Genomic DNA, 20,543 nt, shown 5'->3' with positions numbered 1-20,543 from the left:
TTATCACAATCATGATGAGAATTTGGCGAAATATATGTTAAGGTTTAGATAGATTGCAAGAAACGGAGGGTGCACTATGAGTGATTATGTAACCAAATTAAGACAATTAGTTGGATCAATGCCTATTATATTAGTAGGTTCTACCGTCATTGTATTAAATGAGGAAAGAGAAGTCCTCCTGCAATTTCGTTCTGATAATAAAATGTGGGGGCTACCTGGAGGAGCTATGGAGCCAGGGGAAACGCTTGAAGAAACAGCGAAACGAGAATTATACGAAGAGACAGGATTACGTGCAAGTAATCTTCAGCTTTTAACCATATTATCAGGTCATCAGGATTATTTTAAATATCCAAATGGGGATGAGGTCTTTGGCGTAACAGCGGTCTTTTTAGCTGAACAGGTAAATGGGCAACTATCCGCGTTAGATGGTGAAAGCTTAGCGTTAAACTATTTTTCTTTAGATGCATTACCTTCTCATCTTGTTAAGAAAGCACAGGATATTATTGTTCACCATCTAAACATGAAAAACCCGAACTAATTACATCATTGTTCGGGCTTTCTGTTCATACGGCTTTGTTCATTAATAAGCTTGTGCAAACCAAACTGTATGCTTTGCTTCGTTTCCACAGCCAATACATGTTGTTTTCGTTGTTGGTGGATTAAATGGAATATTGCGCGATGTGTATTTTGTTTCTTCCTTCACTTTTTCCTCGCACGCATCCTCTCCACACCATCCAGCAATTACCCAGCCTGGGATTGTGCCATTGTCTTTGGCTGTGTCAATATGCTGTTGTAATTGTGGAAGTGTGTCAATTGTCGTATGAGCGTTTGCTTCACGGAATTGACGAGCTTTTTCTAGTAAGCGTGTTTGCATAGTCGTTAGCTCTTCTTCAATAGCTGTGATAATTGTAGCTAAATCGACTGTTCGTTTTTCCTCTTCATCACGTGCTTTCAGTAAAGCTTGCTTGTTTTCTAGGTCACGTGGCCCTAATTCAACACGTACAGGTACCCCTTTTAGCTCCCATTCATTGAATTTGAAGCCTGGTGATTGGTCCGAGTCATCCAGACGTACGCGAATCCCCTTCGCTTTTAAGGCAGCGAAAATCTCATCTAAATGCTCCATGATTTGAGGGTTCTTTTTCCATGGCCCTACTGGAATTAAAACGACTTGCGTTGGTGCGATGCGTGGAGGTAAAACAAGTCCCTGCTCATCACCATGCACCATAATAACTGAACCAATTAAGCGTGTAGATGTACCCCAAGATGTTGTGTGAACATATTCGTGCTGGTTCGCTTTAGTTAAATACTTGATGTTAAAGGCTTCTGCAAATTTTGTTCCTAAATAATGCGATGTTCCTGCTTGCACAGCCTTGCCGTTTTTCATCATCGCCTCAATAGAGTACGTATCGACAGCCCCTGCGAAACGCTCAGAAGGGGTTTTTTGTCCATCATAGACAGGAATTGCTAGCACTTGTTCCACCACTTCTTTATAAATTTCGAGCATTTGCATTGTTTCCTGACGAGCATCTGCTTCATCTACGTGTGCTGTATGCCCTTCTTGCCATAAAAATTCAGAGGTACGAATAAAAGGCAGTGTTTTCTTTTCCCAACGGAAGACATTTGCCCATTGATTGATCAGCACTGGTAGGTCCCGATAGCTTTTAATCCAATTAGAGTAAAGATGGCCAATCATCGTCTCAGATGTTGGACGAAGGGCTAGCCGTTCTTCTAGTTGTTCTCCTGCTGCCTCAGTTACCCAAGGAAGCTCAGGTGAGAATCCTTCAATATGATCCTTTTCCTTTTGAAAGAAGGATTCAGGAATAAGCATTGGGAAATAGGCATTACGATGTCCTGTCTCTTTAAAGCGACGATCCATTTCCTCCTGAATATGCTCCCAAATTTCATAGCCATCTGGCTTAAAGGCGATACAGCCTCGAACAGGTGTATAATCCATTAAATCAGCTTTTTGGATGGTCTCGATATACCATTTCGAAAAATCTTCTAGTTGTTTTGACATGTGTTCTCCTCCTATTTTGTTAAATGAATACTTGTTCAACCCGTATGAAGATTTAGCTGAAGCAAGAAAAAAAGCACAAAGCTGTCCTCTGAATAAGGACGTCTTTGTGCTGGAATGACGTGGTACCACCTTGATTTAGCTTTAAGCAGAACTTAAAGCCCTCTCACGTTTGGTAACGAAAACGACTCGGTTATGTTTGCATAACATCTCCGTGGTAGGTGTTCAGTCAAGAAGCGGTGATATAGCTCTCAGCAGTTGCTATATTTTCTGTTTCACAATTCTTACTTACTTGGCCACATCATCAAATGGTCTATCATGTTAACAGTTTTACTTTATCCCACTTTAGCAAAATCATTCAGGAATAGCAATTAATAACTGGATTTATTTGTGACAGAATTAACAATCAGATTCGTGAACTCTCCTACCGATAAAGGCTTACTGAAATAATAGCCCTGCACATATTCACAGCCGTGCTCACGCAGTACGTTTAATTCAGCTTCCTCCTCCACACCCTCAGCTACTACTTGTAGGTTTAAGGCATGGGCTAATGAAATCATGGCCGAAATCATGGCGATTCCCGATTTTTCAGGCACAATATCACGGACAAAGGCACGATCTATTTTAAGCACATCCACCGGGAATTTTTTTAAGTAGTTTAGCGATGAATAGCCCGTCCCGAAATCATCTAATGAAATAGTAATACCCAGTGCTCGTAATTGCTTGATTGTATCAATTAAATCTTCCGTATAATCAAGCATACTCATCTCGGTAATTTCAATTTCTAATAAATTAGGGTCAATGCCTGTTTCTGCAATGACACCACGCACCATATCAACAAAGCCGCCTATGCTAATATGAATGGGCGAAATATTCACGGCTACTCGCAAGGATAATTCATGTGATTCATTCCAAAGACGAGCTTGTGCACATGCTTTACGTAAAACCCAGACACCGATATCATTAATCAGTCCGCAATCCTCCGCAAATGGAATAAAACGATCTGGCGGAATATGCCCTAATTCAGGGTCGTACCAGCGTAGCAATGCCTCCATACCAATGACAGAATCTGTTTTTAGGTCTATTTTAGGCTGATAATGTAATTCTAGACGATCCTGTTTTAATGCTTGATGTAATTTCGTTTCTAATAAAAGCCATTTATCATTGGCCTCATCCATATTGTCACGATACAGGCGATATTGATTGCCTCGTGTAGATTTTGCTGCATACATAGCAATATCTGCGTTTTTCAATAATTCTTCTACGGAGTTTGCATGATCTGGGAATATACTGATGCCGATGCTGATACTTGCATAAAATTCATAGGTGTCGACAATAAAGCTTTCATTGAAGACGCTAATAATTTCCTTAGCCATTTCCTCAATGCGACTGACGTCATTTAAAATCATGACAAATTCATCGCTATTGTGGCGATAGAAAGAATTTGATGTATGATCAATATTGCGCAGACGATTCGACATTTCCACTAAAAACATATCGCCGATAATATGCCCAAGTCCGTCGTTAATGTGTTTGAAACGATTCACATCAATGAAAAATAACGCAAACTTCTCTCCTGTACGTCGAGATTGATGAAATTCATTTTCTAAACGCTGTTCTAATTTGCGACGATTTGGTAGCCCTGTTAGTTCATCATGATAGGCAATGTGAGTAATTTTTTTAATGTCCTTTTGCGCTGTAATATCTACGCGAATGGCAATATATTGATAAGGCTTTCCCTTTTCATCTAGGAACGGGATAATCGTTGTTTTCACCCAATATAAACTGCCATCTTTCGCACGATTGCACACCTCGCCATTCCACATATCGCCATTACCGATTGTTTTCCACATCTCTCTAAAGAAAGATTTAGGATGAAAGCCTGAATTTAGTAAACGGTGATCTTGGCCAACTAATTCTTCACGCGTATACTTGGAAATTTTACAAAAATGATCATTAACAAAAGTAATTTTTCCGGTGCGATCTGTAATCGCTACAATGATGGAACTATTCATGGCGGAAAAGATATCTTGTAATTCTTTTAGACTGTAGTTCATTTGATTAATACTACTAGGCGTGATATTCATCATTTTCATTCTCCATTCATTAAAATATGAAGGGTTTGGTACTTTTGCTTTATCTTACAGCGAGGTATAAAGTTGTGGTATATCGCCCTTTTTTATGTAATTATATTATAGTCTTAGAAAAGCAGTTAATTCAACCCAAATCTCAAAAACATTCAAAGCTACATTTGATAGTTTTTAATAAAACAGACAAAATTTAGTGGATATTAACACCTTGAAATTGTCTAAAAATATAGTTTTTTGATACTTTTGAACTAATGTAAATAGTTTATTTAGGCTATTTATCTTTTTAATACAAAACATTAAAGTTTTATATTTTGCGTTTTGATGTTATGTAAAATTTTTGTTAAAGTAAAATGCCTTACTGTCCCACATAGGAAGTAAGGCATTTTAGATGTTAAGAGACCTCATATTCTATTGAACCCCCTGTTGATTTCGCCTGCTTGTTGTAGGCATCTAACTGCTCTTGCGATAAATTTAAAATGTAATAGTGAAAATTAATAGGCTCTAGCCCATGCTCCTCACAAACTTGGCGATAAAATTCATAACCTTCTCGATAATCTGTCATCCTCATAACTTCCTTTCACATTCGTTACTATACGTCTAGTTTATTTTGTTATATAACAGAAATATTATTTGTTTTAAAATATATAACAGACTGCGATACTTGTCAATAAATTATCTGAAATTTCTTACTGAAATCACGAAAGCCCAGACCATTTTATTTAGTATGGCTGGGCTTTTCATAAAATATTCACGGCGGCTTCCGTCATAATCACATCCTTTTAAATTCCTAATTGTTTTGCTTGCATATTGTAAGCTGAAAGTTGTTGCTGTGATAATTGTAGTACATAGTAACGAAAAGAAATTGCTTCTAATCCATAGCGCTCACACATTTCACAATAAAATTCATAACCATCACGATACTTTGACATTTAAAATTCCTCCTCTAACGAATCTGTTTTATAACAGTTGTTATTATTTTTATTTAATATATAACAGATTATATGACACGTCAAGAGATTATAACAGAAAAATTGAATAACAATAAAAGGAATTTAGCTCACCCCTTGTGGCCAAATTCCCTTGATACTTGCTATTCTCTAACGATTTCTTGTAATTGCTCGATATGACGTTGCTCGTGCAAATAGACCATTTCAATCCATTGATCCAGTGGTAATTCCCCCAAAGCTGGGTGCTGGACAGCGCGCTTAGCTAATACTTCAGGTTCCTCGATTGTTTGTAAAAAGGCGAGGAGGTTCTTTCTTGTTGTGGCGAGTAAATCCTGCATGACTTGAACGGTAAAAGGTTGTTCTGTCGGCTCTACAATCGATGGAGCCTGGATTTTTTTTGTCCGATCTAAAATGAGCTGAACATTTTTTCGAGCAGGCGTTGAATTTTCCTTGGCTTTTAATCCCCAAGCAATGGCTTTTCTCGTTGCTTCCTCTACTAATACAAGATGATGACAGATTTGTGCTACACTCCAGCTTTGTGCATCTGGTTTCCTATTAAAGGCTGTATCATCTAATGTGTCAATCTTCTGAAGCAATTGTGTTCTTGTGGCATCGAGATGATCTTTGACGTTTGACATCCTAAGCTACCCCTTTCATTAGGCGTTCTTCTATATATTCGATACAGGTAAGCAAAATCATCTTTCTCGAACAATATTAAAAGGATTATTTTCTAAGACATGCTGCAGCTGCTCATCTTCAATATGCGTATAAATTTGCGTGGTTGCGACACTAGAATGCCCTAAAATATGTTGTAAACTGCGGATATCTGCCCCTGCTTTATACATCATCGTCGCGGATGTATGACGTAGCTTGTGTGGCGTAAGTCGTTCTTTTTGAAGACCTGACTGCTGATTAATGCGTTTAACGATTTTGGCAACGGTTTGACGTGTAAAGCGTGTTCCCTTTTGTGATACAAAAAGGGGCTCCTCGCCTTCTCCTTTATAGGGTGTCTTCCCACAGTTTTCATAGTCAGCAAGTGCCTGCATACAGCTATCATTTAAATAGACAGTGCGCTCTTTGTTGCCCTTCCCAATTACGGTTAAATAACGTCCTTGAATGGATGTCTTATTGAGCTGACATAGCTCAGTGACGCGAATGCCTAAATTCAAGAAAAACATCATCATGCAATAATTTCTTGGGGATGCCTGATTGCTCTTAATTCCATCTATAAACTGTGTCGCTTCCTGGAGGTTCATATAGATAGGTCTTTTTTTGCCTATCTTCGGTGTCTCTAATTCATCTGCCGGATTTTCCTCAATGAGTCGACGTTTGCCTTTTAGATATTTAAAAAAGGATTTTAAAGTCGCCACTTTTCGTGCTCTTGCAGCGGCAGAATTGCCTCGCTGTACCTCACAATATTCCATGAATAAATAAAGATCCTCTAATGTCATTTCACGGATTTCTTCTATTGTAATAGTGCTAATATCAATGGCAGCTAAATTCTCTATATTCAAATCTTCTTGAACAGCTTTGTGGAAGCGAAAAAATAAGGTCAGGTCATATTCATATTCTTTTCTTGTACGCTGAGACTTTCCTTTAATGGTCGTTAAATAGACAAGAAAATCCTTCATGAATTTTGGTTGCTTCGTTTTTTGCATGCTTATCACCTCTATTTGCTCTATTTTACCATGAAAAAACGTTCCCAAATATAAATTTGGGAACTTTATTGAAAAAAAAATGCCCTTTTTCGCACTGTAGAACAAATGTTCTGTATGAGCGCAATAAAAAAACCTCTTTTTATAAAAGAGGGTTTTGTTTCAACTATTTTGTGACAGTTATAGGATTTTAGGCATAAAGTCCACGGTAAATGAATATTAAAATCTAGTAGACTTTATTTGTTTTATGAGACGCTTTGAAAAAACAGTAGATGGGTAACTGTCCATGTCAATTCGTCTCACAACGTGCATGGTATTATTTTACAAAAACTGAATAGTTCCCATCCTCTTGTTTTGTGAGTGACCAGTTTGTCGATAACATTTGCTGAAGTCTTGTGACTGTCTCCTCATCACACGTTAAATGCTGGATACCTGTTTCTAATAGTTGGTAATCCTTCCCTTCTTCTAATTGAAAGCGTAGCTGCAATAAACGTTGGATGCCTGGTAATGTTACATACTTGATTCGATAATGGCCATGGTATGCATCTAAGAACTGTTGTTCCCCTTCCTGATAAAGAGCCATTGTCTCACTAAATTCATAGTTTGGTACTTGTTCTTGCCAAGCTGATACATCCCCCGAACGTAAAGCTCGTAAAATCTCCTCGTCTGATAAATTTAATTTGGATAGTTTATCTAATTCATACGCTTGCATTAAATTAATGATGGTCATGGTTGTTAGCTCCTTTTATGTATTTATTCACAGTGTAACATGTTTTCACTACTACTTGAATTCGGAGGCGATCCATATGATGAATTTATATGATTCTAGTCTGTTTTTCGATGAAATGTTTGACGGCAATAAGCCAAAGCCTCACTACCGATCTTTTCATCATAAGCTATCCTTTTTTTCGCAGGAGCAACTTGAAGAAAAATACCGACAAGCACAAGCGAGCTTTCTCAGACAAGGAATTACCTTTACGGTGTATGGTGCACAAGACGGAACGGAGCGTACCATGCCCTTTGATTGTGTGCCTATCATTATTCCTCAAACGAAGTGGGCTATGATTGAAGCAGGTGTTAAACAACGTGTGGAAGCTCTGAACTTATTTTTACAGGATGTCTACGGGCAGCAAATGATCATTCAAGACGGTCTTATTCCGAAACAGCTTGTCGAAAATAATCCGTATTTCACACCAACCATGAAGGGGCTTCATGTACCAATTGGGAATCATATATTTTTAGCAGGGATTGATTTAATTCGGGATGAAAAAGGAGATTATCATGTGCTTGAAGATAATTTACGCAACCCTTCTGGTATTTCCTATGTCTTTGAAAATCGGGATGTGATGAAGGAAGTATACCCAGAATTTTTCTCCAAGCATACGATACGACCACTTGATAAACATATGGCTTGCATGAAAAAAGCACTTCTTGCGCATCGTCCACCTTCCATGCAAGCGGAGCGAGAGCCTAAAGCTGTGCTACTGACAGCAGGCATGTACAATTCAGCGTATTACGATCATGTCTTTTTAGCCCAGCATTTAAACATCCAGCTCGTTGAAGGCCGCGATTTAGTCGTACAGGATTTGAAAGTCTATATGAAAACCATCTATGGCCTACAGCAAATCGATATTATTTATCGTCGAATTGATGATGATTTTTTAGATCCTACCGTATTTCGTGAGGATTCTTTATTAGGTGTTCCGCATTTAATGGCAGCCTATCAAGCAGGTCATGTGGCAATCTTGAATGCCGTGGGAAATGGTGTGGCAGATGATAAAGCGATGTATGCCTATGTACCTGAGATGATTCGCTATTATTTACAGGAAGAGCCGATTCTACCGAATGTGAAAACCTACCATCTAGGAGATGACAGTCAGCGTGAATGGGTGCTAGAGCATATTGACGAGCTGGTCATTAAAAATGTGGGAGCCTCTGGTGGCTATGATATGCTAATTGGTCCACATGCTAGTAAGGAAGAGATTGCCTTGTTTAAGCAAAAAATTATAGAGCATCCCTATCAGTACATTGCACAACCAACGATTAAATTATCCAGAGCGCCTGCCTTCCAGAATGGACGATTTTATCCTTGCCATGTTGATTTACGTGTCTATGTTATGAAGGGTGAGGATTGCTATGTGTTGCCTGGTGGTTTATCCAGAGTGGCACTACAAGAAGGGTCCCTTGTTGTGAATTCATCTCAAGGTGGCGGTGCAAAGGATACGTGGATTTTAAAGGAGGAATGGCAGCATGCTAAGTCGAGTAGCCGACGCGTTGTACTGGATGGCACGTTATAGTGAACGCACACAAACAAATGCACATATATTACAGGTACAGCTGTTGAATATGTTGGAGCAATCAGGGCAAGAACATGATTATATTGATCATTGGGAGGCTGTTTTAAATATTTGTGCCTCTAAGGAGGAGTATTTAGCAAATTATTCAACGATACGTGTCAATCCTTTGATTGACTATCTTCTATTTTCTGAGAAAAACGGTAATGCCCTTCATGCCACATTACGTGCGATTCGGGAAAATGCACGGGTTACACGTGATAGTATGCCAACGGAACTATGGGAAATTCAAAATGCCTTTTATTTAACGAAGCAACAGTCCATACTAAAAAGAGAACGACCAATTCCACTCATTGAGCTCCAAGGTTTTTTACAGGACGTACGAAAGACTTTATGGATGGAGACAGGGTTGATTGAAGGCACGATGGATCGCGATCTTCCCTTCTATTTTATGCAGGTCGGCAAATGGCTTGAACGAGCAGAAAAAACCATGCGGATGATTGTTATTATCGTAGAACAACAAAAGCTGACAGGTATGTCGCAGTTAGAGGATGATGGTACCTTTTTATTGGAACTTACCGCAGCGAGAGAATCTTTCATGCGGAAGCATCGTCACACCGATTTATTGACGGTCATTCGCTATTTAGTCCAAGATGAGCATTTCCCATGTTCTGTGAAGTTTTGTGTAAAGAAAATAGAAGAAGCTATAACGGCTATTGAACATGATTCTTTATCCTCACGATTATTAACGCTTCAATCGGATATTAGTAGCCTAGTTCTTGCAATCGATCATATTGATTTTTGGCAAATGACTATTGAGGAAACCATAACAATGATGGAGGAAAGATTGTCTCAATGTATGGCGTTTAGTGATGCCTTTTCGACAATCTATCATTTATATGAACCCAGCGTACAACCTTGAAAGGAATTCACCACAGCTCCCTTTCAACAGGCAAGTCAGTAAGCAGAAGGAAGCGGACACGATGAAATTTGAAATTCAGCATACAAATATTTTTCAATATGAGTCTGAAGTCGATCAAAGCTTAAATACCATTCGTTTAAAGCCGCGTAGTGATGAGCGTCAGCGATTATTATCCTATCGAATTGCCATTACGCCGTCCTCCCTGACCCGTGAGCATACGGATATTTGGGGCAATACAGTTGGTTCTTTTTATATACCAGAGCAGCATCAAATACTAGAAATTCATACATCTTCGATTGTGAGTATTCAGCGTGCGCCATTTATCCATCGTATTCAATATTCACCCGAAATGCAGACCATTTTTCACTCGCAGCTATTCTATGAGCATTACTTACCGTATTTAAAAGCAACACATTTTACATTTATGACAGAGCAGCAGCTAGAGGAAGTTTATCATGCGATCGGTCATGCTGAAAATCCTGTGCTCTTTTCGCTTAATTTAATGCAATATTTATATTCTAGCTTTGAGTATGATCCGACAGCGACAAATGTAACGACATCGGCAAGTGAGGCATTTGCATTAAAACGGGGTGTTTGTCAGGATTTCACCCATGTTATGCTGGCTGTTTTACGGGCTAAAGGAATTCCAGCTCGCTATGTCAGTGGCTATCTATATGTCGATGAAAACTCAGCCCTCATTGGTGATATTGCAACACATGCTTGGGTAGAAGTCATGATTCCGGGTATTGGCTGGATTGGTCTTGATCCCACGAATAATGTGGAAGTATTGGAAAATCATATTATTTTATGTATTGGTCGCGATTATAGTGACATTAGCCCTGTGGAAGGTGTATATTCTGGAGGCAAGCATGATTTAACAGTCAAAGTGAATGTCAAAGCATTGAATCATTTATAAAAGGCGTGCAGTGATGGTGATAAATCGCGATTACTGCACGCCTTTATTCGAGGCGCTGCTGTCTTTCTGTTAGCACCCATTTCCGTACATAGCCCATTTCTTGTTGAATATGCTCCAGCGTTTTTTCCTGCTGAAATGCCCGTTGCATGACAGTATAACGCAAATCAGTTGCTCTTATATTCTTCCCTATATCTTGAGCCATCGTTTGGAAAATGCGTTCAATTGTCTTCGTCGTAATCGGCTTCGCTAAACTCGCCTCGCTTACCCAAACCCATTCCCCTACCTCTTGCTCATGTAAATGGGTCGTCTCTTTTTTATACTGTGTTAGCATGTCCATGAGGATGGGCGAACACTTAATTTCTCGACGTCCATTTCGATTAGCTATAAAAAGGGTCGCTTTCTCTTCATTCAAGTGAGCCCATTTCATGCGGACGAGCTCAGCGGGCTTACAACCCGTTTCCATCAACACTTGAACGATACAGCCATTGCGTCTTGCCAGCCATGCATGCTCCTGCGTTTTAGCATATTGAAAATAGGTTGGCCATACGTTGACAATTTGCATGACCTGTTTATTTGTCAGTACTTGCAGTGCCTCTTTTTGTCTTTTTTTCGGCTGCAAAATATGCTGATAATCAAAAGGCTCCACCCATTCTCGTAAAAAAATAAAATCTACAAAGCCTCGCAATGTCGCTATTTTATGATTAAACGTGTTGATATTACTGTAGGTTTCCTTTAAATAGTCGCAATAGAGCTGTAATAAATTTTTCAATTGATGGTCCACATACAAGTAGTTTTGCTCATGGGCGAATGTTAAAAATTGCTGCCCATCCATATTGTATTGTTTTTTTGTGGCAGCACTTTTTTTCAATGATTGTAGCAGCAATGCGTAGCTATTCCATGCTTCCTTGAGTGTGACCATATTGCCCCTCCTTGATTGCTTTGCGTGTGTTGTTTTTATTTTACTATATTTTGGGTGCGTAGGTTCAAATTCATTTTATACTATTGTAATGTCGGATAATCTGTATTTTCACAACATGAACCCGCTTCTACCATTCAAATGCCCCTTACGTAATGAAGAAACATATGTTCCTAAAGTAGTTTCTCATAATTTTTACTTTCTTACAATAGTAAATTCCGCTCCCCTGTTGTAGTACAATAAATGCTTACTATTCCCTACATTCTTGTATAACAACGCAATTTTATGTGAAAATTCGTATCATTTCGTGTTTATCGTTGATTGTGTTATATAATAAAGATAGACACTAACATGTAGGAGGCTTTCCGATATGCAAGTAAAAACGACTCGACTGGAAGCAGAAGATGCGAAAATTATTTATCAAGAAACAGCTGGGCTAGCAATTATTACGATTCATCGACCACAGGCAAAAAATGCATTAACGGCAAACATGTGGGATCAATTAGCCAAGATTGCCCTACAAGTATTAGATAATCCGAAAAATAAAGTACTGATTTTACGAGGCTCTGGCCAAAGCTTTACAGCAGGCTCTGATATTAAAGAGTTCAATGCCATCTCTCTTGAGCAAGCTGAAGAAGCGTTTGTACATATGGAAAAGACCATTTCAACCATTGAGCGCCTACCAATTCCAACGATTGGCGTCATCAACGGTCCGGCAATGGGCGCTGGCTTGGAATTAGCCTTAGCCTGCGATATCCGTATTGGCTCCGACAAGGCCAAGCTCGGCATTCCTGTCGGTAAATTAGGGATTACTTTAAATAACAAATTTGCACAGCGTTTAGTTCAGCTCGTCGGCCCTGCCACAACCAAGGATTTAGTCTTTACGGGACGAATGTTTAAAGCAGAGGAAGCTTTCAAGCTTGGGCTGCTTAACTACCTAGTAGCTGAAAAGGATTTAAATAAATACATGATTCGAATGGGCAAGCTTGTTGCAGGGATGTCCCCTGAATCCTTACTTGCCGTGAAGCAATCCGTTCAGGAATGTCTCGATAGTGTGCCGACCTTATGGCAAGGCTCTTCGCCATTTGTGGGCAGTGATTTCGCAGAGGGTTGTCGTGCCTTTGTGGAAAAACGCCAGCCTCAATTTACCCGTCAGCCAAAATAAAAAACAGGTACTCTTAACGCCAATGTGCGAGCGGAGTACCTGTTTTTTACGCCTTTTTCTTTTGTATAGCTGTTTTAACATGCACATGAATAGCATCTAATTCATAGCCAAAATGTAGATAAAAATCTTCCTGCACCGCTTGTTGTAATGCCAATAAACGGGCTGCTAATGGATAATCGATTGGTAGCTTCACCTGAATAGTGAGGATAGCTTGAACCTGATCCCCTAACACAAATTGTGCCTGCTCCACCTTTTGTACAATCGCCTGTTGACTACAGCAGTATGTCAGTAGCTGTACATAAACAGGCTTGCTGATTTCTATATATTCCCGCTGAAAATCAGGACGCACAATCGTCGTTTCCCCGATTTTTTCTCGTTTCGATGAAAAAATCTCCATGCCCTTTTGCACCAATCGTTTAAAGAAATTTTGCTCCACTTGTCTATAGGGGATCGGCATCACATGCTTACCCTGTGTTTGACGGATAAAGCGGGCTTTTTGAATTTCCTTAAAAGAACGGACATCCTCCACATCATAATAATGTTCAATCGGTCCTAGCTCTAGCTGTTTGGCAATACTATTCGTCATTTTAATCGATGTGCCAATAAGTAAAATAGACTGTACCTGATGATGAGCTAGCGCTTTTTGGACAGCCTCACGATGGGCTGGATCTGTAAAAATGGCACGCCGTACAGCAGTAATTGTATTTTTTTCAAATTTAGCAGAAAGGCCTGCAACTCTAACGCCATTCACAATGAGTAATCCATCATCAACAATGGCCTCCACCCCTAATTTATGGGCAAAGGCAAGCGCACTTGTACTTTTGCCTGTGCCGCTTGGTCCGCTTAATGAATATACCTTCACTGCCCTCTTCCCCCTTACAAAATCGTTTTCGCATCTGGTGATAACATGCATACCATACTTGCTTCAAATAGGCTGACATATGGGCATCCTTTGCCATGCTTTGAAATGATGATGCTGACCAATCCACCAATTGAGCATTTGATGTCAGGACTGTCTTGTGGTTTCTTCAAGCATTTGCTTGGCATATGGTAGCTCGTCTCGCATAAGACTCACCCCACCTAAAAAACTTTATACTCAGTATAATACAATTTCCTTTGTGAAGGAATTTATAGTAGCTTCTCCCAACAGCAGACAATCTATTTTCGCTAGCCTACGCACGCATCCTCTCCATTATATAAATATTTTCTTTTTTCAGAATATCTGTCCCTTTCTGTGCTTCAGTATGATAAAATGTGAACTACTATTCTGTTATACAACTACAAGGAGTGTACTAGTTTTGAAAATCGTACCATCTAAAAAAATGTCATTATTTACACCAGCAATTTTCGGAGATTTGAAAAATTTTGCGCACGAGCAGCAAGCAAAAGGCATGACCTTAATTGACTTAAGCTTAGGAAGTCCTGATCTTCCCCCACATGCTAAAATCCGTGAGCATCTTTCCTATCGCGCAGGTTTAGCTGAATCTTACGGCTATACACTGACAGGCACACAGCGTTTTTATGATGCGGTGAGTCGCTACTATAAGCGCCGTAGTAACGTCGATCTAGATCCCGCAACAGAAATTATTCAAACAATTGGCTCGCAAGAAGGCTTAGTGCATTTACCCATCGCCTTTTGTGATCCAGGAGACATCGTCTTATCCACAAACCCAGCTTATGTTGCATATGACGCAGGAATTCACTTAGCTGGCGCAACACCTTATTACATGCCTCAAACAGCTGACAACGATTATTTACCTGATTTAGACGCTGTACCAGAAGATATTGCCCAGAAAGCAAAGCTATTGATTTTAAACTTGCCAGGAAATCCTGTACCAGCGATGCCTTCATTAGCGTACTTTGAAAAAGTCATTGCCTTTGCCAAAAAATATAATATTATTGTTCTCCATGATGCGGCCTATTCAGAGTTCTATTTTACGGGAGATGGCCCCATTAGCTTCCTAGCTGCACCAGGAGCAAAAGAAGTCGGCATGGAGATTAACTCCCTCTCGAAAAGCTTTAGTCTTGCGGGCACACGTATTGCCTATATCGCAGGAAATGCAGAAATGATCGCTGTTATCAAGCAATTAAAATCAAATTTAGACTTCGGTATTTTCGAGCCTATCCAGGATGCGGCTGTCGTTGCACTGGATAACGCAGAGGAAATTACGGAAAGCTTACGTGCCACTTTCTCACAACGTCATAAAACACTGATGAATGGCTTACAAGCTTTAGGATGGGAGGCAGCACCATCAGATGGTGGAATGTTCGTTTGGGCAAAATATCCCTATGCTATCGATTGTACAGAACTAGCCTTCCAATTGATTGAACAAGCAGGCGTTGTCACAGTGCCCGGAACCGTATTTGGTACTGCAGGACAAGGCTATTTACGTTTAGCATTAGTCCAACCAAAGGAACTTCTGCAAGAAGCTGTGGATCGCTTAGCAAAAGTACAATTATTGGCCCAAAGCAAAAATTAGGCAATTTAAAAACCCTTCTAACGTTTTGTTGGAAGGGTTTTTCTATGAAGGTTAAATCCACACATCGTTTTCTGCGGTAAGCTCTGATTGTTCCTCACCTGTATTCACGACACCAACAGGCTCTACAAGCAAAATTTTACACTCTGATGCCGCATAGGGTTTATGTTCCACATTGCGCGGAACCACAAACATTTCCCCTGCTTGCAAGCTTACTTCACCATCTCGGAATTCGATGATTAACTGCCCCTCAAGGACGATAAACACTTCATCCGTATCATCATGCTTATGCCAGACAAAATCCCCTTGAACTTTGACGAGCTTAAATTGATAATCATTCATTTCAGCAATGACCTTTGGTGACCAATGCTCTTGGAATTTAGCTAATTTCTCTTGAAAATTAATCGGTATGTATGCCATTTCCATTCCCCCTTGCTTTGAGTCTATTCATAGCATACCATAATGCTATTTTCCACAGCAAAAAACAGCTACTGCCATAAGAACAGTAGCTGTTTTATTAGATATCATATTTTTGATGAACGTCGTCCTCGTAACGGTTATAGCGCTGCTTAAAGAGCTTGAATAAATGCGTGACAAGCACCTTAAAGATTGCATAGCCTGGAATCCCTAAAATAACACCTGGCACACCAAATAACGAGCCTGCCGTTAATAACACAAAGATAATCGTAATTGGGTGAATACTGAGTGATTTCCCCATAATTTGTGGCGAGATAAATTTCCCTTCAATTAACTGAACGATTGTCCATACAATGGCTAGCTTAATTAGCATTAACGGGGACGTGACAAGGGCAATAATGACAGCTGGTGTGATCGCAATAACGGGACCTAAATAAGGCACCACACTGGTAATCATCGCAAGGAAGCCGAGCAATAAAGCATACTTCATGCCAATAATTAAGAAGCCAATCGTCACCATTGCGCCAATACACATGGATACTAAAATTTGCCCCTGTATGTACGAACTAATTTGCTTGTCCATGTCGTGGAAAATGTCAGTTACTTCTTTACGCATACGCGGTGGGCACACTTTCAGCATAAATTTCGGTAATTTTTCGCCCTCTTTTAGTAAATAAAATAAGATGAATGGCACCGTTACAAGTGATAGCACAATACCTGTTAACGTTGATAGGAAGCCCGTAATCCCAGATGCCACACCCTGTGCTACATTGGTAGCCATATCCTTCACTGTTTTTACCATATCCGTTGTGAAGTTATTCAACACTTCATCAAAATTAAAACTAATTTTATCTAAGTACTCATTAAAACGTGAATGATTCAGAAATTCTACAATGTTTTGCGTAAATGCCATGAAGTACTCTGGGAATTCCTGTGCTAAATTGGTGAACTGGTCGCGTAAAAACGGATAGACTAGCACCACGAGTAACGTAATGACACCAATGACTGCAATGTAGAGGATTAAAATACCCCATATTCTTGGGATGCGCCATCGTACTAGTATCGCCAGCAATGGGCGTAATAAATAGTAGCCAATGACGGCTAGTACCCCTGGTAAAATCACTACTTCAAATAATACTTGAAGCGGGGTAAAGATAAAGGAAACTTGATTAAACATAAAAATAACACATGCCACTAGTAATAAAATCACCAGTGTAAATAATAGGTTTCTACCACCTAAAAAACGAATAAACTTAGTTGCTAACAGGTTTGAACGCTCTTTTGGTCTCTCTTTTTCCATAGATCCACCCCAATCCAAATGCTCTACCTTTATATTACAGGATAATGTTGGTTTTTGCGAAAAATCACTCTAGTGAAATACCTAAAAAATCGCTTAAAAATGCCTTGTTTTGCTCCACATCAATGACAATGGAATCACCTGCATGGCTAAAGTTTTGGAATTGATAGCTCCCCTCAATAGGAATGGTTGCTTTCTCAATGTTGACCTTGCCCTTTGATAGCAATTTAAGCACTTGCTTCATTTCCTCAGAGGATGAATAATCTGTTGTGATATAACCCTGTGCCGCTCCGACGAATTTTGGTAAATGCAACATATTGGTAGGCGTTAATAGCTCCGATTTCAACGCTTCAATGACTTTTTGCTGACGCGCAACACGACCAAAATCTCCTTCCGCATCATGACGGAAACGAGCATAGCCTAGTAGCTCCTGTCCATTTAAACGATGAACACCTTGCTTTAACTCTACGCCAATGTTTTCAGACATGTCCTTTTCAACATCCATTTCCACACCATTTGGCGCTAAAATATCCACTAAGGATTCAAAGTTTTTAAAATCAATTAGTGCATAATGATGAATCGGTAGGCCAAACATATTTGTCAATGTATCCTTCAATAGCTGGACGCCGTCTAGATAGTAGGCTGTATTAAGCTTATAGGATTGATAGCCTGGGATATCCGCGTAAATATCGCGCATAAAGGATACGAGTTTAATATCGTTGTTTGCTTTATTCCAGGATAATACCATCATTGTATCGGTACGTGATTTTTCCTCTCCACGTGTATCGACCCCTAAAATCAAATAGTTTTCGATATCCCCTTTGATACTATCACCCGTAAAATCTTCCTGTGCTACTTTCGTGTCATTGGCTAGCTCTAGTCCACTGCGATATTGCATGACCGAATAGCCGACAATCACAATGATACACAGTAGTAATAGTGTGAAAATTGCTCTCCCTTTACGTAATCTACGCTTTTTTGGACGTTGGGAGCGTCTCGTATAATCTTGCTCTTCCATAACAACTAACTCCTCTATTTTGATATAGTTAATGTAACGATTGATTAGCTAGAAAGTTTCATTTTGAAAAGGATCTATTCCATGATTTTCTATCTAATCGTTATTTTACACCCATTTGCGCAGTTTGGAGCAAAACAATGCTATAATATTTTCACAAAAGAAAGGATGATTCAAATGATAGAAAAAGCGACATTTGCTGGCGGATGTTTTTGGTGTATGGTCAAGCCATTCGTCGAGTGGGATGGTATACATAAAGTGACTTCTGGCTATATGGGTGGCCATTTAGAAAACCCAACCTATGAAGATGTCAAAAAAGGAACGTCAGGCCATTTAGAAGTCGTCGAAATCGAATTCGACCCTGCTATTTTTAGTTATGAGCAGCTCCTTGATATTTATTGGATGCAAATTGACCCAACGGATGCGTATGGACAGTTCCATGACCGTGGCGAATCCTATACAACCGCTATCTTTACCTATACAGATGAGCAAAAGCATATCGCAGAGGCCTCGAAAGAAAAGCTTGCCAATAGCGGACGCTTTGATAAACCTATTGTAACCAAAATTCGCGATGCTGAACGCTTCTATCCAGCGGAAGACTATCACCAAGATTATTATAAAAAGGAAACGGAACACTATCAGCAAGACCGTGCCGTTTCTGGCCGTGATACGTTCATTACGAAGCATTGGGAAAAAGAATAAGCTAGAGAACATGAAAAACACGTATTATTTGATAGGTAATCAAAAATACGTGTTTTTCTATTGGAAAGCCAATATTTTTCAAGTGATTCCTTGCCTATCAAAATAACAAGAACGAAAGATACAGAAAGATAATCAAAATCAGCAGAGAAAAAAGACTAGAAATCATATAAATACAATGATTGGAAGGATAAAATCGTCCAGCCTGAATTTCTTTTCTTTTTCTTGCATATTGAAAGGTTGCCAAAACACCTATAATAAACCCAATGATGCAGGCAAAAATGCCAAGACAGATGGCTACGATATGAATAGAATCATTCAAATTTATTTTAATCGTAAAATGCAAGGAGGTGGTCAAAAATCCAACTCCGACAATCGAAATGCTAGTCCTTATCCAAGCTAAGTACGTTCTTTCGTTCGCTAAATGCTGCTGGGCATACTGTACACTATTGTTCGCTCCTTCGTTCCATGTATTGAATCCCTCCATAAACGGTAACCCTTCCCTATCCCATTTTCAATTGCTTTCACATTATTCGTTTTTAGCTAAATAGGCTATAATGGCCTGACATGCTTGCATTCCTTCTGGCTGAGGTGAGTAATTGGAAGATAGTTTGACAATGACGGTCTCGGTTTTCGGTGCAATGTGGATTTGTTGATCAAACTTTCCTCGTGCTGAATATCCTCCGTATTGATCATGACTAATCCACCATTGATTATGATAGGAAAACCCTGGAAGATAATGATGATTACTTTCCTCAAGTAATTGTGGATTTCCGCCTTTTTGGATTTCCCTTATGATTGGCACGGGAATAATTTGCTGACCATTATAAAAACCATTGTTACACATCATGCTACCAAAACGCCCTAAATCACGTAAGGTTGCGCGCATACCGCCACTAGCTATATCTGTGCCAATGCCATCTAAATGCATGCAAGCATTTTCTTCTGCCCCTAATTTAGACCATATATATTGCTGAATTAATTCAGCTAGATTTTTACCTGTTAATCGTTTAATGATCCAGCCTAATGTTTCTGTTTGGCCATTTTCATACTTAAATACCGTACCAGGGGGAATAGCTCGTTTACTTGCTACCATAAATTCATATAGATTTTCCGGTCCATGATAGTTTTCAGGTTTTGGTATCGAACCAGATGCGATAAAAATAGGGGTGCCCCGCCCTATTCCCATAGGCGTATCCGCTTCCATATACTTCACAGGAACTTGCATATCAAGCAATTGCTGAACTGTACCCTCGCCTAGTCCTGTTCCTTCTAATTCAGGAATGTAATAGAAAGCTTTTTTAGTTAGATCTAGTACCCCTTCATCAGCTAGTAAACCCACAATTAACCCGACAAATGACTTTGATGCAGAGTTCAATGCATGAGGCTGATAGAATGGATAGCCATTAAAATAGTTTTCATATAAAACTTTCCCTTTATGCAACACAAGAAAGGCATCTGTATTGGTCCTTTCAAGATAGGCTAAAACACTTTCATGCTTATGAACGTATATAGTGGCCAAATCTAATGAATCATCGGCATATGATAATAAGCTTGGCTTTTGGCTTCCTTTCCAGATCATTCGGCAGGGGCTCAATTCACCTGAATGACAATAGCCCTGCAAATGCTTCTTTGAAGTAAACCAATTATCTTTCGTGATGATATCCTCCTGATTTGGCGGAAAGGCTTGTTTAATCGTTGCTGTTCCATTTTGCATAG

General features: G+C 39.5%; 22 protein-coding genes. 7 read left to right on the top strand and 15 right to left on the bottom strand.

All coding sequences use genetic code 11. The annotated features are described in order from the left end of the window. Positions 1-76: 76 nt before the first annotated feature. Positions 77-538, top strand: a complete 462-nt coding sequence (locus MHB65_RS12195; protein ID WP_342443669.1) for an NUDIX hydrolase — start codon at positions 77-79, stop codon at positions 536-538. 42 nt (positions 539-580) lie between these two features. On the opposite strand, the gene proS is transcribed toward MHB65_RS12195, so the two are convergent. From proS to MHB65_RS12160, 7 genes are all read right to left on the bottom strand, one after another. Next, complete coding sequence (gene proS, locus MHB65_RS12190) at positions 581-2,017, bottom strand: proline--tRNA ligase (protein WP_342443668.1); 1,437 nt, start codon at positions 2,015-2,017, stop codon at positions 581-583. 368 nt (positions 2,018-2,385) lie between these two features. Further along, positions 2,386-4,104: an EAL domain-containing protein gene (locus MHB65_RS12185; protein ID WP_342443667.1), complete on the bottom strand. Its 1,719-nt coding sequence runs from the start codon at positions 4,102-4,104 to the stop codon at positions 2,386-2,388. 391 nt (positions 4,105-4,495) lie between these two features. Next, entirely contained in the window at positions 4,496-4,666 is a 171-nt protein-coding gene (locus MHB65_RS12180) for a hypothetical protein (protein ID WP_016992674.1), read from the bottom strand. 217 nt (positions 4,667-4,883) lie between these two features. Further along, the gene (locus tag MHB65_RS12175) at positions 4,884-5,033 is read right to left on the bottom strand and encodes a transcriptional regulator (protein ID WP_155591126.1); all 150 of its coding nucleotides are present in this window, start codon (positions 5,031-5,033) and stop codon (positions 4,884-4,886) included. A 161-nt stretch (positions 5,034-5,194) separates the two neighbouring features. Further along, positions 5,195-5,689: a DinB family protein gene (locus tag MHB65_RS12170; protein WP_342443666.1), complete on the bottom strand. Its 495-nt coding sequence runs from the start codon at positions 5,687-5,689 to the stop codon at positions 5,195-5,197. Positions 5,690-5,746: 57 nt separating this feature from the next. Further along, positions 5,747-6,709 carry a tyrosine recombinase XerC gene (locus MHB65_RS12165; RefSeq protein WP_205443500.1) on the bottom strand — a complete coding sequence of 321 codons (963 nt, stop codon included), beginning with the start codon at positions 6,707-6,709 and terminating at the stop codon, positions 5,747-5,749. Positions 6,710-7,022: 313 nt separating this feature from the next. Further along, a complete protein-coding gene (locus tag MHB65_RS12160; protein ID WP_205443499.1) occupies positions 7,023-7,436 on the bottom strand; it encodes a hypothetical protein in 414 nt (137 codons plus the stop codon). Between the two features lie 76 nt (positions 7,437-7,512). Here MHB65_RS12160 and MHB65_RS12155 point away from each other — a divergent pair, with 76 nt between their 5' ends. The 3 genes from MHB65_RS12155 to MHB65_RS12145 all read left to right on the top strand — a co-directional run bounded on the left by MHB65_RS12155 (position 7,513) and on the right by MHB65_RS12145 (position 10,838). Further along, the gene (locus MHB65_RS12155; RefSeq protein WP_342443665.1) at positions 7,513-9,003 is read left to right on the top strand and encodes a circularly permuted type 2 ATP-grasp protein; all 1,491 of its coding nucleotides are present in this window, start codon (positions 7,513-7,515) and stop codon (positions 9,001-9,003) included. After that, complete coding sequence (locus tag MHB65_RS12150; RefSeq protein ID WP_342443664.1) at positions 8,957-9,922, top strand: alpha-E domain-containing protein; 966 nt, start codon at positions 8,957-8,959, stop codon at positions 9,920-9,922. Before MHB65_RS12155 ends, MHB65_RS12150 begins: the two co-directional genes overlap by 47 nt. A gap of 61 nt (positions 9,923-9,983) precedes the next feature. Beyond that, entirely contained in the window at positions 9,984-10,838 is an 855-nt protein-coding gene (locus MHB65_RS12145; RefSeq protein WP_342443663.1) for a transglutaminase family protein, read from the top strand. A 43-nt stretch (positions 10,839-10,881) separates the two neighbouring features. On the opposite strand, the gene MHB65_RS12140 is transcribed toward MHB65_RS12145, so the two are convergent. After that, the gene (locus tag MHB65_RS12140) at positions 10,882-11,757 is read right to left on the bottom strand and encodes a site-specific integrase (RefSeq protein WP_342443662.1); all 876 of its coding nucleotides are present in this window, start codon (positions 11,755-11,757) and stop codon (positions 10,882-10,884) included. Between the two features lie 367 nt (positions 11,758-12,124). Between MHB65_RS12140 and MHB65_RS12135 the strand changes: the two genes are divergently transcribed. Further along, complete coding sequence (locus tag MHB65_RS12135; RefSeq protein ID WP_066036778.1) at positions 12,125-12,919, top strand: enoyl-CoA hydratase/isomerase family protein; 795 nt, start codon at positions 12,125-12,127, stop codon at positions 12,917-12,919. Positions 12,920-12,965: 46 nt separating this feature from the next. Here the strand turns inward: MHB65_RS12135 and MHB65_RS12130 are convergent, their stop codons facing one another. Then, entirely contained in the window at positions 12,966-13,781 is an 816-nt protein-coding gene (locus MHB65_RS12130) for a hypothetical protein (RefSeq protein ID WP_342443661.1), read from the bottom strand. A gap of 14 nt (positions 13,782-13,795) precedes the next feature. Beyond that, positions 13,796-13,966, bottom strand: a complete 171-nt coding sequence (locus MHB65_RS12125; RefSeq protein ID WP_342443660.1) for a hypothetical protein — start codon at positions 13,964-13,966, stop codon at positions 13,796-13,798. A 251-nt stretch (positions 13,967-14,217) separates the two neighbouring features. Here MHB65_RS12125 and MHB65_RS12120 point away from each other — a divergent pair, with 251 nt between their 5' ends. Continuing rightward, positions 14,218-15,399, top strand: coding sequence for an aminotransferase class I/II-fold pyridoxal phosphate-dependent enzyme (locus MHB65_RS12120; RefSeq protein WP_342443659.1), 1,182 nt, complete (start codon positions 14,218-14,220; stop codon positions 15,397-15,399). 51 nt (positions 15,400-15,450) lie between these two features. Here the strand turns inward: MHB65_RS12120 and MHB65_RS12115 are convergent, their stop codons facing one another. The 3 genes from MHB65_RS12115 to MHB65_RS12105 form a co-directional block, all read right to left on the bottom strand. Then, entirely contained in the window at positions 15,451-15,816 is a 366-nt protein-coding gene (locus MHB65_RS12115; RefSeq protein WP_205443492.1) for a cupin domain-containing protein, read from the bottom strand. 97 nt (positions 15,817-15,913) lie between these two features. Then, on the bottom strand, positions 15,914-17,113 hold the full coding sequence (locus tag MHB65_RS12110; protein ID WP_342443658.1) for an AI-2E family transporter: 1,200 nt from the start codon (positions 17,111-17,113) through the stop codon (positions 15,914-15,916). 64 nt (positions 17,114-17,177) lie between these two features. Next, positions 17,178-18,128 (bottom strand): LCP family protein, encoded by a 951-nt coding sequence (locus MHB65_RS12105; RefSeq protein WP_342443657.1) that lies wholly within the window; start codon positions 18,126-18,128, stop codon positions 17,178-17,180. A 174-nt stretch (positions 18,129-18,302) separates the two neighbouring features. On the opposite strand from MHB65_RS12105, the gene msrA reads away from it, so the two are divergent. Further along, positions 18,303-18,827 carry a peptide-methionine (S)-S-oxide reductase MsrA gene (gene msrA, locus MHB65_RS12100; RefSeq protein ID WP_342443733.1) on the top strand — a complete coding sequence of 175 codons (525 nt, stop codon included), beginning with the start codon at positions 18,303-18,305 and terminating at the stop codon, positions 18,825-18,827. A gap of 97 nt (positions 18,828-18,924) precedes the next feature. Here the strand turns inward: msrA and MHB65_RS12095 are convergent, their stop codons facing one another. Beyond that, positions 18,925-19,311, bottom strand: coding sequence for a DUF202 domain-containing protein (locus MHB65_RS12095; RefSeq protein ID WP_342443656.1), 387 nt, complete (start codon positions 19,309-19,311; stop codon positions 18,925-18,927). A 42-nt stretch (positions 19,312-19,353) separates the two neighbouring features. Beyond that, on the bottom strand, positions 19,354-20,541 hold the full coding sequence (locus MHB65_RS12090) for a serine hydrolase (protein WP_342443655.1): 1,188 nt from the start codon (positions 20,539-20,541) through the stop codon (positions 19,354-19,356). Positions 20,542-20,543 lie beyond the last annotated feature (2 nt).

This window comes from Lysinibacillus sp. FSL K6-0075 (assembly GCF_038592945.1).
GTDB classification, from domain to species: Bacteria; Bacillota; Bacilli; order Bacillales_A; family Planococcaceae; genus Lysinibacillus; species Lysinibacillus fusiformis_F.
The sequence above is the reverse complement of the archived record's forward strand: the minus strand, read 5'-3'. Positions and strand labels throughout refer to the sequence as shown.

Coding starts and splice junctions, on each gene's coding strand:
- MHB65_RS12105 (WP_342443657.1), bottom strand. CDS start 18,128: ATGGAAGAGCAAGATTATACGAGACGCTCCCAACGTCCAAAAAAGCGT.
- MHB65_RS12170 (WP_342443666.1), bottom strand. CDS start 5,689: ATGTCAAACGTCAAAGATCATCTCGATGCCACAAGAACACAATTGCTT.
- MHB65_RS12135 (WP_066036778.1), top strand. CDS start 12,125: ATGCAAGTAAAAACGACTCGACTGGAAGCAGAAGATGCGAAAATTATT.
- MHB65_RS12090 (WP_342443655.1), bottom strand. CDS start 20,541: ATGCAAAATGGAACAGCAACGATTAAACAAGCCTTTCCGCCAAATCAG.
- proS (WP_342443668.1), bottom strand. CDS start 2,017: ATGTCAAAACAACTAGAAGATTTTTCGAAATGGTATATCGAGACCATC.
- MHB65_RS12185 (WP_342443667.1), bottom strand. CDS start 4,104: ATGATGAATATCACGCCTAGTAGTATTAATCAAATGAACTACAGTCTA.
- MHB65_RS12165 (WP_205443500.1), bottom strand. CDS start 6,709: ATGCAAAAAACGAAGCAACCAAAATTCATGAAGGATTTTCTTGTCTAT.
- MHB65_RS12125 (WP_342443660.1), bottom strand. CDS start 13,966: ATGCCAAGCAAATGCTTGAAGAAACCACAAGACAGTCCTGACATCAAA.
- MHB65_RS12195 (WP_342443669.1), top strand. CDS start 77: ATGAGTGATTATGTAACCAAATTAAGACAATTAGTTGGATCAATGCCT.
- MHB65_RS12155 (WP_342443665.1), top strand. CDS start 7,513: ATGATGAATTTATATGATTCTAGTCTGTTTTTCGATGAAATGTTTGAC.
- msrA (WP_342443733.1), top strand. CDS start 18,303: ATGATAGAAAAAGCGACATTTGCTGGCGGATGTTTTTGGTGTATGGTC.
- MHB65_RS12140 (WP_342443662.1), bottom strand. CDS start 11,757: ATGGTCACACTCAAGGAAGCATGGAATAGCTACGCATTGCTGCTACAA.
- MHB65_RS12160 (WP_205443499.1), bottom strand. CDS start 7,436: ATGACCATCATTAATTTAATGCAAGCGTATGAATTAGATAAACTATCC.
- MHB65_RS12150 (WP_342443664.1), top strand. CDS start 8,957: ATGCTAAGTCGAGTAGCCGACGCGTTGTACTGGATGGCACGTTATAGT.
- MHB65_RS12110 (WP_342443658.1), bottom strand. CDS start 17,113: ATGGAAAAAGAGAGACCAAAAGAGCGTTCAAACCTGTTAGCAACTAAG.
- MHB65_RS12145 (WP_342443663.1), top strand. CDS start 9,984: ATGAAATTTGAAATTCAGCATACAAATATTTTTCAATATGAGTCTGAA.
- MHB65_RS12095 (WP_342443656.1), bottom strand. CDS start 19,311: ATGGAGGGATTCAATACATGGAACGAAGGAGCGAACAATAGTGTACAG.
- MHB65_RS12115 (WP_205443492.1), bottom strand. CDS start 15,816: ATGGCATACATACCGATTAATTTTCAAGAGAAATTAGCTAAATTCCAA.
- MHB65_RS12175 (WP_155591126.1), bottom strand. CDS start 5,033: ATGTCAAAGTATCGTGATGGTTATGAATTTTATTGTGAAATGTGTGAG.
- MHB65_RS12180 (WP_016992674.1), bottom strand. CDS start 4,666: ATGACAGATTATCGAGAAGGTTATGAATTTTATCGCCAAGTTTGTGAG.